Raw genomic sequence first — 13,828 nt, forward strand, 5'->3', positions numbered from 1 at the left:
GCTGGGAGTGGAGTGATGCGCTGGCAGCCGACGCACGCGCAGATCCGGGCGGTGGGTGTGGCCGGTCTGCTGCTGCTCGTCGCGGTGCTGGCGCGGCGGCCGGACGCCGCCGTACTCGGGCTGCCGTTCGCGTTCGTCGCGGTCTGGGGACGGTACTTCCGGCCCCGGGAGCGGCCCGACGTGCACACCGAGGTGGACACGGACGCGCTGTTCGAGGGGCAGGCGACGACGTACCGGCTGCGGGTGGCCGGGACCGTCGATCCGGACATCGACCTGATCGTGGCGGCCTTGCCGCGGGCGCAGTGGTTCCAGTACGACCCGCCGCAGGCCGCGATCGCCGAGCCGGTGACCGACGGCGCGGTCACCCTCGAGGTCGGGTTGCGGTCGAAGCGGTGGGGTATCCGGGCGCTGGAGCGGCCGACCGTGGTGGCGACCTCCGTGCTCGGCGCCTACCGGATCCGGGTGACGTCGGCGGAGCCGGTCTCGATCAGCACGCTGCCGTTGCGCGAGGGCTTCGAGGCCGTCGACTCGGTGCCGCGGCCGGCCGGTCTGGTCGGGTTGCACCGGTCGCGGCGTCCGGGGGAGGGCACCGAGCTGGCCGGCGTACGGCCGTTCCGGACCGGGGACCGGCTACGGCGGATCAACTGGGCCGTGTCCGCGCGGACACGCGAGCTGCACGTCACCTCGACGTGGTCGGATCGGGACACCGAGGTGGTGATCCTGCTCGACACCGGCGGCGAGATCGGCGTCAGCGAAGGGATCGACGGGCGGTCCTCAAGCCTGGACACGGGCGTGCGCGCGGCCGCGTCGATCGCCGAGCACTACCTCCGCCACGGTGACCGGGTCCGCCTGATCGACACCGGCAACCTGGTCCGCGGCGTCCGCTCCGGCAGTGGTCGCGGCCACCTGCGCCGGATCCTCGACGCCCTCGTGCACGCCGACCGCCGCGGTCGGCAGCAGGACGAGCAGCAACTCGTCCGGCGCAATCGCATCCGGTCCGACAGTCTGGTCGTCGTCCTCAGCCCGCTGCTCCGCCAGCCCATCCTCGGGTACGTCGTGACGCTCGTGCACTCGGGCTGCACGGTGATTGCCGTGGACACGCTGCCGCCGGACATCGCCTCGGTGATCGACCTGGACGAGCACGACGCCCGTGCCTGGCCGCTCGCCTGGCGATTGCGCATGCTCGAACGCCGCCGTGAGCTCGACCGCCTCGGCGACCTGGGGGTCCCGACCGTCCGCTGGCAGGGCGCCGGGACGCTGGACGAGGTACTGCGGGATGCCTCCAGGTTGTCCGCCGCACCGAGGATCCGCTCATGACGCCGTCCGAGAAGATCACGCTGTGGTTGGCGCAGTTGCAGGCTTCGGGGCTGGCCGCGCGGCTGGCGCGACTCGTCATCGCGATCGCCGGTGGGGTCGCGTTGCTGGTGTCGGCGGTGCAGCCGTGGGACCAGCTCGACCTGATTCCGCTCGTGGCGATTCCGATGCTCGTGGCAACGGTCGTCCTGCCGGACTCGCTGGCCGGGGTGATCTTCATCGTGGTGATGGCCGGCGGGTGGTTGATGCGCGCGCCGGCTGAGGTCGGCTGGAGCCTGGCTCTGCTCGCGATCGCGCTGCTGATGGTGCATCTGGCAACCGCGTTCAGTGCACAGCTGCCGTCGTACGCCCTCGTGCACAAGCAGGCACTCCGCCGCTGGTTGGTGCCGACGGCAATCGCCGTCGTACTCGTCCCGGTCGTCGCGATCGCCGCCGCGCTGATCCGGGACGCCGCCGTGCCAGGATCCATGCTCGTCACGGTGGTCGCCCTCGTCCTCGCAACCACCCTCATCTGGTTCGCCGCCGACCAGCGACTCGGCCGCGACTAATCGGGCGGGGTGCCCAGGGTGGCGGAGATTTCTTCGGCCCAGGGGACGGGGACGGCTGAGGGGCCGAGGACCTGCATCGCGGACATGACGGTGAGCAACATGCCGGTGGCGAGGAACTCGCGGGCCTCCAGCGGTGAGGCGCCGGTGAGGTCGCGGACCAGGCGGTACATGCCGCCGAAGCGTTCGCGGACCAGGTCGCCGATCGCGGGCTCGCCGCCGGCGGAGAAGCCGTGCAGCAGGACCAGAAGGAGCTCACGCTCGGACAGGAACACCTCGTAGCGACTGCCCAGGCTGGCGAGCGTCGGCTCCTCGTCCGCCGCGTCCCGGAACGTCTGCTCGATCCGGTCGCACACCGACCCGAGCGCGGCCAGGAACAACTGCTGCTTGCTGCCGAACAACCGGATCACGTACGGCTGCGAGACGCCCGCCAGCCGCGCGATCTCGTCCGTCTTCGTGCCCGCGTACCCGGACGCCCCGAACGCCTGCACGGCGGCGCGCAGCACCTCCTCACCACGCTCCGCCGCGGTCAACCGAACCCTCGCACCCATAGCTCTCCTCTCGGGTCTCTTGACATGTTATCAGTGAATGCATACTTTGTGAGGAGACTTGTTATCAGTGAATTACAACTAACCGCTGTGAGGAGCTCACCATGACCTCGACCGCTCTCGGCGAGAGGCTCGAACCACCCGCGCCACCGGCTCGGCGGGCCGGGCTGGGCGCCGTACTGACCGCGGTGGGCATTCCCACCTTCATGGTCACGCTGGACAACCTGGTCGTCACGAACGCGCTGCCGGTGATCAAGGCCGAGCTCGGCGCCTCGCTGTCCGACCTGCAGTGGTTCGTGAACGCGTACACGCTGTCGTTCGCGGCGCTCCTGCTGACAGCGGCCGCGATCGGCGACCGGCTCGGCCGGCGGCGGATCTTCCTGGCCGGGATCGTCGTGTTCACGCTGGCGTCCGCGGCCTGTGCACTGGCTACCGAGCCATGGATGCTGATCGGCGCCCGGGCGATCCAGGGTGTCGGCGCGGCGGCTGTCATGCCGTTGTCGCTGACGTTGCTGGCCGGCGCCGTGCCGGACCGGCTGCGCAGTGCCGCGATCGGTGCCTGGGGTGGCATCTCCGGCCTGGGCGTCGCGGTCGGCCCGGTCGTCGGCGGTGCCGTGGTCGACGGCCTGAACTGGCAGTGGATCTTCTGGCTCAACGTGCCGATCGGCGTGTTCGCCGTACTGCTGGCCGCCCGGGTGCTGGGTGAGTCGCGCGGTCCGGTGAAGCGGCTCGACCTGGCTGGGCTGGTGCTGGCGACGGCCGGCGTACTGTCGATCGTCTGGGGTGTCGTGCACGGTGCCGAGGACGGGTGGACGTCCGGCGGCGTCCTCGCGACGTTGATCGCCGGTGTGGTGCTGCTGGCCGCGTTCGTCGGCTGGGAGCGTCGTACGGCGGCGCCGATGCTGCCACTGCGGTTGTTCTCGGTCCGGGCGTTCAGCGTCGTGAACCTCACCTCGTTCACGTTCTCTGTCGGCGTCTTCGGGTCGGTCTTCCTGCTGGCGCAGTTCTTCCAGGTCGTGCAGGGCTACAGCCCGCTCGAATCCGGTCTGCGGACGTTGCCGTGGACGATGGCCCCGATGGTGGTCGCACCGCTCGCCGGCATGGTCGTCGACCGCGTCGGTGCCCGCGCCCTGATCGCGACCGGCCAGGTCTTCCTCGCCGCCGCCCTCGGCTGGATCGCGCTGATCACGTCGGCGTCCACGCAGTACGGCGAGCTCGTCCTGCCGTTCGTCCTGGCCGGGATCGGGATGGGCCTCACGTTCGCTCCCGCGGCGAGCGTGGTGATGGAGAGCGCGTCCGACGCCGACCGCGGGGTCGCGTCCGGCACCAACAACACGATCCGCGAAGTCGGCGTCGCGATGGGCGTCGCCGTCCTCGCCTCGGTCTTCGCGTCCGCCGGCTCCTACGAGTCGCCCGTCAGCTACGTCGACGGCCTCGTCCCCGCGGTCTGGACCGGCGCCGCGATCGTCGCGGCCGGCGCCGTCGTCGCACTCCTCCTCCCTGGCCGCAAACGGCTCTAAAGTGTCAGGGTGCTGGGAGCCGACGACGTACGACGCATCGCCCTGTCCTTCCCCGGGACGGTCGAGAAGGAGCGCTGGGGGCACCCCACCTTCGACGTGGCCGGCCGGATGTTCATCACCGTCCCCGACGACCAGACGTCGTTCGCCGTCCGCTGCCCACGCCTCGAGCGCGAGGAGCTGATCGCGGCGGAGCCCGAGAAGTTCTGGGTTCCGCCGCACGAGGCGGGCTCCAACTGGGTCCGAGCCCGCCTGGCCGCCCTCGAGGACATCGAAGAACTCCACGACATCCTTCACGACTCCTGGCGCCAGGTAGCGCCGAGTGAACTGCTCGACCTCTGACCTGGGCCGGCGGCGGCTGGGGAATCAGCCGCCGCTGCCGTACGGACGGGTGATGATCTCCAGCCAGTGCCCGTCCGGGCCCTCCCAGTAGAGGCCGCGGCCGCCGTCGCCGTGGTTGATCTCTCGCGGTTGGCGTTTGAAGGGGTCGGCCCACCACTGCCGGCCGTCGTCCCGCAAGCGACCGAGGATCAGGTCGAACTCCTCCTCGCTGACCAGGAAGGCGTAGTGCTGGCCGTGGATCTCGCCCTCGGTGTCCATGAAGTCCAGGCTCGCCCCGTTGGCCAGCTTCAGCTCGGCGAACGGGCCGTAGGCTTTCGCCTCCGGCAGACCGAGTACCTCGCTGACATCGCGAGCCGCAGCCCAGCGGTCCTGCACGTGCACGATCGTGTGGTTCAGCTCGACACTCATCGGGCTCTCCCAGTGGCCGGTCCTCAGTTGGGTGTGACCACCACTCTGCACCGGGACGTCGCTCCCGTGAAGCCCCGCCTCGGTGCGGCTAACTGACGTTGTTGGGGGAGGCTGTGTAGGTGTTGCAGGTGGCGGGGTTGCCGGTTTTGAAGGATTGGCCCATGAAGCGGGCCTGGCTGGCCTTGCTGCCGTGGGTGCCCTCGTTCGGTTTGTCGCCGGCGGTGACGACCCACTTGTTCCACACCTGCAGCATCAGGCCGTTGATCGGGTAGCTGCGTTTGTTGACCGCGAGGAACACCCCGGCGAAGCAGTTCGCCTGCAGTTCGGTACGCCGGTTCATCCGCAACCGGTCGGCGTACGACGCGGCGTCGTACTCCAGGTCGTGAGCGGCCTCGAGGATGCCGGTGAGCTCCTGGACGTGGTGGCCGTACTCGTGGGCGATCGACCGGGAGTACCACATCCGCGAGTACGCCTTGGACTCCGCGTCCGGGTACTCCAGGTAGGTCTTCACGAAGACGTCGACCTTCATGTACATCGTCTGGTTCGACGGGCAGTAGAACGGCACCGCGACCGGACCGTTGCCGCACGGCGTGCTCGTGCTCGTGCCGGCCCAGTACGTCATCTTCGGCGGCACGAACCGGTAGCCGGCCTTGGTCACCAGCGAGGCCCAGCCGCGGTCCAGGCACGGCTTGATCGCGGCCCAGTAGGCGGCCGCGTTCCGGTTGTTGGTCGGACGGACGCGCGGCTCGCGGCAGTTGGTCGCCGCCATCTGGCCGACCGAGTAGAGCTTGTTCTTGGCAACGATGTCGATCGCCTGCGGCTCCGGCGCCTCCGTGGTCGTCGGTTCCGAGGTGGGCTCCGACGTGGGCTCGGAGGTCGGCTCCGTCGTCGTGGTCGGGGTCGGCGTGTAGCGGCCCGAGCTGACGGGCGGGGTGTAGTCGTCGTCGGAGCCCTCGCCGACCTGGTTCCAGACGAACAGCCCGGCGACCGCGACCGCGAGCAGACCGAGCACGAGCACGGCCGGCGCCTTGGACTTCTTCCGCGGCCGCTGCGGCTGCCAGCCGGGCTGGAACCCAGGACCGCCCGGACCGCCAGGACCACCCGGCGGTCCGAAGGTGGGGCCCCAGCCGAAGCCCTGCCCCTGCTGCGGCGCGACCGACACCGGTCCGTACTGCGGCTGACCGCCGTACTGCATCGGCGGCGGACCGTAAGACCCGGGCGGCGCACCGTAAGCACCAGGAGGACCGGAGGGACCGGGTGGGCCCGCGGGCGGGCCGGGCTGCTGGTACGGCGGGTACGGCGGATTCTGGCCCTGCGGACCGCCGAACGGTGTCTGGCTCAACCCCGTTCCTTTCGATGGACAGCGACCGCCACAGTATCGGCAGAAACAGGTCAGTCCGGACGGGCCCCGGGAGGTAGGGTCGGCCAGGTGACCGATGCCAGTACGCCGAACAGCCCGATCGACCAGCTCTCCGAGCGATACCTCGAGGAGTACGTCGCGTTGTCGCCGACCGCGGCGACGTTCATGGGGATCGAGGGCCACGACCACGAGCTGCCGGACTACACCCCGTCCGGGTTCGAGGCGCTCATCGACCTGACCCGGCGGTCCCTCGCCGAGGCCCGCGCGACCGCGACCGGGAGCCCGCGCGAGGAGGTCGCCAAGGACGCGTTCCTGGAGCGGCTCGGGCTGGAGCTGGAGACGTACGAGGCCGGCGTACCGCAGCATCAGCTGAACGCGATCGCCTCCGTCCCGGCGGAGATCCGGCAGGTGTTCGACCTGATGCCGACCGCGACCGAGCAGGACTGGGAGACCATCGCGATCCGGCTCAACCAGGTCGGCACGACGCTCGACGGTTACCGCGAGACGCTGCTGGAGCAGGCCGGGCAGGGCCGGGTGTCCGCCGTCCGGCAGGTGAAGGACCTGGCCGAGCGGATCGCCAGCTGGACCGGTGCCGACGGTGACGACTTCTTCGCCGGCCTCGCCGCGCAGGCGCCGGACAGCCCGGTGAAGGCGTCCGTCGAGGCCGCGGCCGCGTCCGCGCGGAAGGCGTACGAGCAGTTCGGCGGCTGGCTGACCGCGGAGATCGCGCCGCGCGCGCCGGAGCGGGACGCGTGCGGCCGCGAGGTGTACGAGCTTGCCTCCCGCAACTTCCTCGGCGCGGCGATCGACCTCGAGGAGACCTACGCGTGGGGCTGGGAGGAGCTCGCCCGGATCGAGGGCGACATGCAGTCGATCGCGGCCGGGCTGAACGCCGGCGACCGCTCGATCGAGGCCGCCGCCGCGATCCTGGACGACGACCCGGGCCGCAAGATCCGCGGCAAGGAGGCCTTCCGCGACTGGATGCAGCAGCTGTCCGACGCGGCCGTCGCCGAGCTCGGCGGCACCCACTTCGACATCCCCGCCGAGATCCGCACCCTGCAGTGCATGATCGCCCCGACCTCGGACGGCTCGATCTACTACACGCCGCCGAGCGAGGACCTCACCTCCCGGCCAGGCCGGATGTGGTGGGCGGTGCCGAACGGCGTCGAGGACTTCGCCACCTGGCGCGAGGTCACCACGGTCTACCACGAGGGCGTGCCCGGCCATCACCTCCAGTGCGCGCAGACGATGCTGCGCACCGACCTGCTGAACCGCTGGCAGCGGATCGCCTGCTGGGTCTCCGGTCACGGCGAGGGCTGGGCCCTGTACGCCGAGCGCCTGATGGAGGAGCTGGGATACCTCGAGGACCCGGGCGCGCGGCTCGGGATGCTGGACGCGCAGGGGTTCCGGGCGGCCCGGGTGATCGTCGACATCGGCATGCACCTGGAGCTCGAGGTCCCACGGGACAACCCGTTCGGCTGGCGTCCGGGCGAGCGGTGGAACGCCGAGCTCGGGTTCGAGTTCCTCCGGGCGCACTGCCGGATGGAGACCGAGTTCCTCAAGGCCGAGCTCAACCGTTACCTCGGCTGGCCGGGGCAGGCGCCGTCGTACAAGGTCGGCGAGCGGATCTGGCTGCAGGCGCGTGCGGAAGCCAAGCAGCGCAAGGGATCCGCGTTCGACCTGCGTACGTTCCACTCCGACGCGCTGAACCTCGGCTCGATCGGGCTCGACCCGCTGCGGCGCGCCCTCGCGAAGCTGTGAGCGTCCGGTTCGTCCTGGCGTCGGCGTCGCCGGCGCGGCTGAAGACGCTGCGCGGCGCCGGCGTCGAGCCGGAGGTGATCGTCTCCGGTGTCGACGAGGACAACGTCACCGCGGAGAGCCCGGGCGAGCTGGCCCGGTTGCTCGCGACGCTGAAGGCTCGGGCCGTGGTCGCGGATCTGACCGAGCACGCGACGGTGCTCGGTTGTGACTCGGTGCTCGAGCTCGACGGGGTCGCGTACGGCAAGCCCGGTACGCCGGAGGTCGCGCGCGAACGGCTCCGGACGATGCGCGGCCGGTCCGGCGTACTGCACACCGGCCACTGCCTGATCGACACCTCCTCGAAGCAGGAGCTCCGCGAGTTGGCGTCCACGACCGTCCAGTTCGCCGAGCTGACCGACGAGGAGATCGACGCGTACGTCGCCACCGGCGAGCCGCTCGTGGTCGCCGGCTCGTTCACGGTCGACGGCCTCGGCGGACCGTTCGTCACCGGGATCGACGGCGACTACCACAACGTCGTCGGCGTCTCCCTCCCGTTGCTCCGCAAGATGCTCGCGGAGGTCGGCATCCCCTGGCCGGCGCTGTGGAAGTCCTCGCCACGGATCTCCTACGACGAAATCGAAGCCGCCCGCTACGACGACACGCGCGGCGGAGTCGCCCGCGCCCAGGCGGCGGCTGCTGCCGTCAACTCCCTGCTGCCCAAGGGAGGAAGGGTGCTTGAGCTGGCTGTGGGCACTGGAATTGTGGGGGCGGAGCTTGTTGCTCTTGGCAACCTGGTGCATGGGGTGGATGTGTCTACCGCGATGCTCCGGCACGCGAAGGTCCGGTTGCCGGGGCACGTTGCGGCGGGGGACGCGGGCAGGTTGCCGGTCGCGGAGCGGCGGTGTGACGCGGTGGTTGCGGTGTGGTTGCTGCACCTGGTGGAGGACAGTGAGCCGATCATCGCCGAGGTCGCGCGCGTCCTCCGCCCCGGCGGCGTCTTCGTCACCACGACCGAGAAGACCGACGCCGGCCGGTACGCCGACGGCCGCGGCCCGACGGAGTACCGCTCCCACGACGCCCTGTCCCACCTCGTCGCCACCGCAGCCCGCTACGGCCTCACGCTCGACGCCGCGACCACCTTCCCCGGCCCACGGCGTACGTCCGGCGACGTCCCGGTCTACCCAGTCGTCCGCTTCCGCCGTACCTGACCGGCTAACGTTCGCCTGTGAGTGAGCACGGGCTGACGCCGGAGCACGTGACCGCGTTCGCCCGGACGTGGTTCGTGCCTTCGAACGCGGTGGTGCAGGTGACCGGTCCGACCGAGGTGGAGCTCGCGTACCAGACGAAGCTGGAGCCCTAGGCCTTCAGGCCGGACTTCTTGTCGAGGAGTTGGAGGAGGTCGTGGGCGGCGAGTTCGACGGCCTTGTGGCGCCACTCGGAGGCGCGGTAGACGGAGGCGATCAGCGCGGTGCGGTGGATCCGGCGGAAGTCGCCGATGACGAAGCCGTAGCGGGCCTTGGTCTCGTCGGACGGACCGACGGTGAGTCCGAGGTGCCAGGCGGCGTACTCCTCCCAACTGTGCTTCTCCAGGAAGGCGTTCTGGTCGTCCGCCCGGGGCTGAACCTCGCCCCAGTCGCTGTCCAGCACGTACTGCCGTCCGTCGATCAGTCTCTTCGCCTGCTCGACGGCCGCGGGATTGACCTCGTACTTGGCCATGCCCCCAGTGTTACGGGTGAGCGGACGCTCGCCAACGACCCGGGCCCGCGTGGAAGGGCTGCCGGGCGTGTCGCCAGTACGTGGCCCAGTCGGACGCACGGTCCGGCTCGGCCGGTACGACGGCCGCGGCGGAGCGGGCCGTGATGACGGCGACCAGTGCGGCGAGCTCCTCCGGAGTCGGGTCGCCCTTGACCACCTGCAGGATCGGCTCAGTGCTCACAGCGGAATGTTCCCATGCTTCTTCGGCGGGAGGGTGTCGCGTTTGGTTCGCAGCAGGCGGAGCGCACGGATGATCTCCGCGCGGGTCTCGCTGGGCTTGACGACCGCGTCGATGTAGCCGCGCTCGGCCGCGATGTACGGGTTCGCCAGGTGGTCCTCGTACTCGGTGATCAGCTGTTGACGGCGGCTCTCGGGGTCGTCGGCGGTGGCCAGCTCCCGCCGGTACAGGATGTTCACCGCGCCCTGGGCACCCATGACCGCGATCTGTGCGGTCGGCCAGGCGATGTTCATGTCCGCGCCCAGGTGCTTCGACCCCATCACGTCGTACGCGCCGCCGTACGCCTTGCGGGTGATCACGGTGATCATCGGGACGGTGGCCTCGGCGTACGCGTAGATCAGCTTGGCGCCGCGGCGGATGATGCCGCTCCACTCCTGGTCGGTGCCGGGCAGGAAGCCGGGGACGTCGACGAAGGTCAGGATCGGCAGGTTGAACGCGTCGCAGGTGCGGACGAACCGGGCCGCCTTCTCGGACGCGTCGATGTCCAGGGTGCCGGCGAACTGCAGCGGCTGGTTCGCGACCACGCCGACCGGGCGGCCCTCGACCCGGCCGAAGCCGACGATGATGTTCGGCGCGAACAGCGCCTGCACCTCGAGGAAGTCGCCCTCGTCCAGGACCGCCTCGATCGCGGTGTGCATGTCATACGGCTGGTTCGGCGAGTCCGGGATCAGCGCGTCCAGGGCAAGGTCGGTCTCGCTGACTTCCAGGTCCGCGTCGGAGTCGTAGACCGGCGGGTCCTCCAGGTTGTTCTGCGGCAGGTGACCGACCAGCGTCTTCACCCACTCGATCGCGTCCTCCTCGTCGCTGCCGAGGTAGTGCGCGTTGCCGGACTTGGTGTTGTGCGTCCGGGCGCCGCCGAGCTGCTCCTGGGTGACGTCCTCGCCGGTGACGGTCTTGATCACGTCCGGCCCGGTGATGAACATGTACGACGACTCGTCCACCATCACGGTGAAGTCGGTGACCGCGGGGGAGTAGACCGCGCCGCCCGCGCACGGGCCCATGATCAGCGAGATCTGCGGGATCACCCCGGACGCACGGACGTTGCGGCGGAAGATCTCGCCGTACAGGCCGAGGCTGACCACACCCTCCTGGATCCGGGCGCCGCCGGAGTCGTTGATGCCGATCAGCGGGCAGCCGATCTTCATCGCCAGGTCCATCACCTTGACGATCTTCTCCCCGAACACCTCGCCCAGGCTGCCGCCGAAGACGGTGAAGTCCTGGGCGAACACGCACACCTGCCGGCCGTCGATGGTGCCGAAACCGGTGACCACGCCGTCGCCGTACGGGCGGTTGGCGTCCAGGCCGAACGAGGTCGAGCGGTGCCGGGCGAACTCGTCCAGCTCGGAGAAGGAGCCCTCGTCCAGCAACAGCGCGATCCGCTCCCGGGCGGTCTTCTTCCCGCGCGCGTGCTGTTTCTCCACCGCCCGCTCCGACCCGGCGTGCACGGCCTCGTCGAGCCGCTGCTCGAGGTCCGCGATCTTCCCGGCGGTGGTGTGGATGTTCACGGTCTCTCCCATAACCGGGCAGCCTACGCGCCGGTACGCCGTACCGCCTGTGACGTCGGCCGCACAGCGTGCTGAACCGCCGCGGCGATAGGTTGCCCGGCGTGGCTGACGCGAACGTCGACAATCTCGTCCGCAGGATCAACCGGCTCGTCGTCGAGGACACCGGCGGCTGGTCGATGGCCGACGACGACCAGATCCTGCGGACCGTCACCCGGTCGAACCGGCAGGCCCTCGAGCCGCTGGCGGACAGTCTCGACGTACCGGCCCGGCTCGTGCCGGGGCCGCGTCAGCAGGACCAGCGGCCGGAGATCCGGGCGGCCCTGACCGAGGTCGTGGCCGGCTGTGCGCGCGTGCTGGAGGCCGACGAGGAGTTGCCCGAGGCCCTTTACCAGGACGGTCGGGACCGGCTGGGGGTGGCGATGAGCCGCGCGTACGCGGCGCTCGCCACGCCGAGGCTGACGCCCCGTTTGTTCCCGGACGGGCGGGCCGGCGACCTCGGCACTTTCCCGCCGCCGGCGCTGCGCGGGGACGTGGCCGCGGCCCGGGCGATCGCGGTCGCGATCAGCGCGCGGACCGGACGGGGCGAGGAGGCGGTCGCCACCGCTCTGGTCGCGGCCGGGCGCGGTGCGGTGGCTCCGGTGGCGGCGAAGATGCTGCTGAACCAGCGCCCCGGCTTCGCGGCTCTGCCGGTGCCTGAGCAGGAGGCGCTGACGGCGGCCGTGGCCGACCAGATCGAGTACGACTTCGAGGGACGCCCACAGCGCCGCCCGGCGGCCGACCTCTCCGCGGCCGTGCAGGACCGTCACGACGCGGTCGCCCACGGCACGAACGTGATCACCACTGCGAGCACCGTTGCCGGCGAAGAGGTCGAGCACCTGCATGCGTTGTTCGACACGATCGGCTGGCCGGAGAACACCCCGAGCGTGGAGCGGGCGTCAGGCGGGCCCGAGGGAACGGCTGCGGGAGACGGCTCGGCCGCGGCGGTGGATTCGGCGGTGCGGTTTGCGCCGGGGCATGATCCGGCGGCTGCGGGATTCGCCGCGGTCAAGCCGCCGGCCACTCAGCCCTCGGCGAACCAGGCCGTCTCGGCCGACCAGCCGAAACCCCGCGGCCTCGACGGCCGCAGCTAACCGCACTGCCGACGCGGTTAGGCGGACCGACGGCGAACCGGCCGCGTGGTCAAGCGGGACCGACGGCGAAGATCTTCGTGAGCCGGGCGGCCAGGGCCAGGTCGCCACGGACCGAGAGACGCTGTTTCAGCACCGCGAGCACCGGGTCCTCGTTGCCGGTGACAACTCGCAGCAAGGTCGCCGGGTCGGTGCGGACGGAGATGTCGGCCGCGGCCGGTGCGTGCTCGAGGAGGGTGCAGCGCCCGTCGCCGACGCGGATCCAGAACTCGTCCACGTCGCCGTCCGGAGCGGCCCCGCCCGCCCCCGTGATCTGCCAGGCGACGACGGCGTCGAACCCGGCGGCGCGGGCGGGTCGGAGGTACTCCGGCATCCGGCGAAAGATCTCGCGCAACGCGATCTCCCGCACGCCCCCGATGAGCCGATGCCGAAGTTCCCGCTCCGACGTCCGGTCGACCAAGCGGGCCAGCTCGCACGCGTCCAGCGAGGTCAGCCCGGCCGACTCCAGCCAGCCCGCACTGCCTCGCCCCGTCACGGGGCCTCCCGGCCTGGACCGAGGAGCGGAGCGACGAGGGAAGGCCGGAAGCCACGGCCCGATGACGCGCCGCACCGGAGGCGCGGCATCCACAGGGTCATGGCGACCTCCCCGAAGGTGACGGAACCCGGGACCGTCGGCGCATTCCGGAGCGGGTTCCTACCAGACCGTAGGAATTTCCTACGATCTGGTAGGTTTGTCAAGTGGTGGAGGACGCAGAGCCGCGTCGCCGTGCGGCCCATCTGGGCCCGGAGCGCCGGCGACCGATGATCCTGGACGCCGCCCTGGAGGTCTTCGCCGAGAAGGGCTATGCCGGTACGACGATGCAGTCGGTCGCGGACGCCGCCGGGGTGACCAAACCGGTCGTGTACGACTGCTTCGCCAACCGCGACGAGCTGCTGCTGGCCCTGCTCGCCCGCGAGGAGCAGCACCTGGTCGTCTCGATCGTCGCCGCACTGCCGGCCGACCCGAGCGTCGGCACTCCCGAGGAGCACGTGCTCGACGGCCTGACCGCCTTCCTCACCACCGCCGCGCAGCACCCGCGCTCCTGGCGGATCGTCTTCGGAGCCCAGTACGGCGCCGCGCCGGTCGTCTCCGACCGGGTCCGGGCGGCGCGCGCCTTCCTGGTCGAGGGCCTGCGGCTGACCCTGATGAAATCGTTGCCGGACGTCACCGATCCGGACGCGAACCTCCCGGTGCTGGCCGAGTTGCTCGCCTCGATGACCGAGGCCTGCGCCCGGATGCTCGTCGTCGACGGCACCGACCGCACCCCGGCCGAGCTCGCCACAGTGGTCTCTCGGGTCGTCGGCGGCGGCTTCGGCAACGTCTGACGCCGTACTGGGAAGTAGCTGTCGGGGCGATCACGATCGGGCTTCCAGCAGGCGGACTATGCGG

16 protein-coding genes are annotated in these 13,828 nt (G+C 70.8%); 9 read left to right on the plus strand and 7 right to left on the minus strand.

Going from position 1 to position 13,828, the window contains the following annotated elements; translation table 11 throughout:
• Positions 1–15 precede the first annotated feature (15 nt).
• Positions 16–1,317: a DUF58 domain-containing protein gene (locus ACQPYZ_RS06880; RefSeq protein WP_433166389.1), complete on the plus strand. Its 1,302-nt coding sequence runs from the start codon at positions 16–18 to the stop codon at positions 1,315–1,317.
• The gene (locus tag ACQPYZ_RS06885) at positions 1,314–1,862 is read left to right on the plus strand and encodes a hypothetical protein (RefSeq protein ID WP_433166391.1); all 549 of its coding nucleotides are present in this window, start codon (positions 1,314–1,316) and stop codon (positions 1,860–1,862) included. The genes ACQPYZ_RS06880 and ACQPYZ_RS06885 overlap by 4 nt, the downstream gene beginning before the upstream one ends.
• Here ACQPYZ_RS06885 and ACQPYZ_RS06890 read toward each other — a convergent pair.
• Positions 1,859–2,410 (minus strand): TetR/AcrR family transcriptional regulator, encoded by a 552-nt coding sequence (locus tag ACQPYZ_RS06890; RefSeq protein WP_433166393.1) that lies wholly within the window; start codon positions 2,408–2,410, stop codon positions 1,859–1,861. The genes ACQPYZ_RS06885 and ACQPYZ_RS06890 overlap by 4 nt on opposite strands.
• Positions 2,411–2,511: 101 nt before the next feature.
• Between ACQPYZ_RS06890 and ACQPYZ_RS06895 the strand changes: the two genes are divergently transcribed.
• Positions 2,512–3,927, plus strand: a complete 1,416-nt coding sequence (locus ACQPYZ_RS06895; protein WP_433166394.1) for a DHA2 family efflux MFS transporter permease subunit — start codon at positions 2,512–2,514, stop codon at positions 3,925–3,927.
• Positions 3,928–3,936: 9 nt separating this feature from the next.
• On the plus strand, positions 3,937–4,266 hold the full coding sequence (locus tag ACQPYZ_RS06900) for an MmcQ/YjbR family DNA-binding protein (protein ID WP_433166395.1): 330 nt from the start codon (positions 3,937–3,939) through the stop codon (positions 4,264–4,266).
• A 24-nt stretch (positions 4,267–4,290) separates the two neighbouring features.
• On the opposite strand, the gene ACQPYZ_RS06905 is transcribed toward ACQPYZ_RS06900, so the two are convergent.
• A complete protein-coding gene (locus ACQPYZ_RS06905) occupies positions 4,291–4,674 on the minus strand; it encodes a VOC family protein (protein ID WP_433166397.1) in 384 nt (127 codons plus the stop codon).
• Positions 4,675–4,762: 88 nt separating this feature from the next.
• Positions 4,763–5,869 (minus strand): neutral zinc metallopeptidase, encoded by a 1,107-nt coding sequence (locus ACQPYZ_RS06910; RefSeq protein ID WP_433166399.1) that lies wholly within the window; start codon positions 5,867–5,869, stop codon positions 4,763–4,765.
• Positions 5,870–6,103: 234 nt separating this feature from the next.
• On the opposite strand from ACQPYZ_RS06910, the gene ACQPYZ_RS06915 reads away from it, so the two are divergent.
• Genes ACQPYZ_RS06915 through ACQPYZ_RS06925 form a run of 3 tightly spaced genes read left to right on the plus strand, consistent with a single transcriptional unit; the run spans position 6,104 to position 9,134 of the window.
• On the plus strand, positions 6,104–7,795 hold the full coding sequence (locus ACQPYZ_RS06915) for a DUF885 domain-containing protein (protein ID WP_433166400.1): 1,692 nt from the start codon (positions 6,104–6,106) through the stop codon (positions 7,793–7,795).
• Entirely contained in the window at positions 7,792–8,982 is a 1,191-nt protein-coding gene (locus tag ACQPYZ_RS06920) for a Maf family nucleotide pyrophosphatase (RefSeq protein ID WP_433166402.1), read from the plus strand. Before ACQPYZ_RS06915 ends, ACQPYZ_RS06920 begins: the two co-directional genes overlap by 4 nt.
• Positions 8,983–8,999: 17 nt before the next feature.
• A complete protein-coding gene (locus ACQPYZ_RS06925; RefSeq protein ID WP_433166403.1) occupies positions 9,000–9,134 on the plus strand; it encodes a hypothetical protein in 135 nt (44 codons plus the stop codon).
• On the opposite strand, the gene ACQPYZ_RS06930 is transcribed toward ACQPYZ_RS06925, so the two are convergent.
• Genes ACQPYZ_RS06930 through ACQPYZ_RS06940 form a run of 3 tightly spaced genes read right to left on the minus strand, consistent with a single transcriptional unit; the run spans position 9,131 to position 11,284 of the window.
• Positions 9,131–9,490: a hypothetical protein gene (locus ACQPYZ_RS06930; RefSeq protein WP_433166405.1), complete on the minus strand. Its 360-nt coding sequence runs from the start codon at positions 9,488–9,490 to the stop codon at positions 9,131–9,133. The genes ACQPYZ_RS06925 and ACQPYZ_RS06930 overlap by 4 nt on opposite strands.
• A gap of 10 nt (positions 9,491–9,500) precedes the next feature.
• A complete protein-coding gene (locus ACQPYZ_RS06935; protein WP_433166406.1) occupies positions 9,501–9,710 on the minus strand; it encodes an acyl-CoA carboxylase subunit epsilon in 210 nt (69 codons plus the stop codon).
• Positions 9,707–11,284 carry an acyl-CoA carboxylase subunit beta gene (locus tag ACQPYZ_RS06940; protein ID WP_433166407.1) on the minus strand — a complete coding sequence of 526 codons (1,578 nt, stop codon included), beginning with the start codon at positions 11,282–11,284 and terminating at the stop codon, positions 9,707–9,709. Before ACQPYZ_RS06940 ends, ACQPYZ_RS06935 begins: the two co-directional genes overlap by 4 nt.
• An 89-nt stretch (positions 11,285–11,373) precedes the next feature.
• On the opposite strand from ACQPYZ_RS06940, the gene ACQPYZ_RS06945 reads away from it, so the two are divergent.
• The gene (locus ACQPYZ_RS06945) at positions 11,374–12,402 is read left to right on the plus strand and encodes a hypothetical protein (RefSeq protein ID WP_433166409.1); all 1,029 of its coding nucleotides are present in this window, start codon (positions 11,374–11,376) and stop codon (positions 12,400–12,402) included.
• 49 nt (positions 12,403–12,451) lie between these two features.
• Here ACQPYZ_RS06945 and ACQPYZ_RS06950 read toward each other — a convergent pair whose 3' ends face one another.
• Entirely contained in the window at positions 12,452–12,934 is a 483-nt protein-coding gene (locus ACQPYZ_RS06950) for an SCP2 sterol-binding domain-containing protein (RefSeq protein WP_433166410.1), read from the minus strand.
• Between the two features lie 203 nt (positions 12,935–13,137).
• On the opposite strand from ACQPYZ_RS06950, the gene ACQPYZ_RS06955 reads away from it, so the two are divergent.
• Positions 13,138–13,764 carry a TetR/AcrR family transcriptional regulator gene (locus ACQPYZ_RS06955; protein WP_433166412.1) on the plus strand — a complete coding sequence of 209 codons (627 nt, stop codon included), beginning with the start codon at positions 13,138–13,140 and terminating at the stop codon, positions 13,762–13,764.
• Positions 13,765–13,828: the final 64 nt, after the last annotated feature.

The sequence above is a fragment of the Kribbella sp. CA-247076 genome (assembly GCF_050942445.1).
Lineage (GTDB): Bacteria > Actinomycetota > Actinomycetes > Propionibacteriales > Kribbellaceae > Kribbella.

Bases quoted from the DNA above. Each gene is read 5' to 3' on its own strand.
- ACQPYZ_RS06905 (WP_433166397.1), bottom strand. From the start codon at position 4,674: ATGAGTGTCGAGCTGAACCACACGATCGTGCACGTGCAGGACCGCTGG.
- ACQPYZ_RS06890 (WP_433166393.1), bottom strand. From the start codon at position 2,410: ATGGGTGCGAGGGTTCGGTTGACCGCGGCGGAGCGTGGTGAGGAGGTG.
- ACQPYZ_RS06910 (WP_433166399.1), bottom strand. From the start codon at position 5,869: ATGCAGTACGGCGGTCAGCCGCAGTACGGACCGGTGTCGGTCGCGCCG.
- ACQPYZ_RS06940 (WP_433166407.1), bottom strand. From the start codon at position 11,284: ATGGGAGAGACCGTGAACATCCACACCACCGCCGGGAAGATCGCGGAC.
- ACQPYZ_RS06930 (WP_433166405.1), bottom strand. From the start codon at position 9,490: ATGGCCAAGTACGAGGTCAATCCCGCGGCCGTCGAGCAGGCGAAGAGA.
- ACQPYZ_RS06895 (WP_433166394.1), top strand. From the start codon at position 2,512: ATGACCTCGACCGCTCTCGGCGAGAGGCTCGAACCACCCGCGCCACCG.
- ACQPYZ_RS06880 (WP_433166389.1), top strand. From the start codon at position 16: ATGCGCTGGCAGCCGACGCACGCGCAGATCCGGGCGGTGGGTGTGGCC.
- ACQPYZ_RS06885 (WP_433166391.1), top strand. From the start codon at position 1,314: ATGACGCCGTCCGAGAAGATCACGCTGTGGTTGGCGCAGTTGCAGGCT.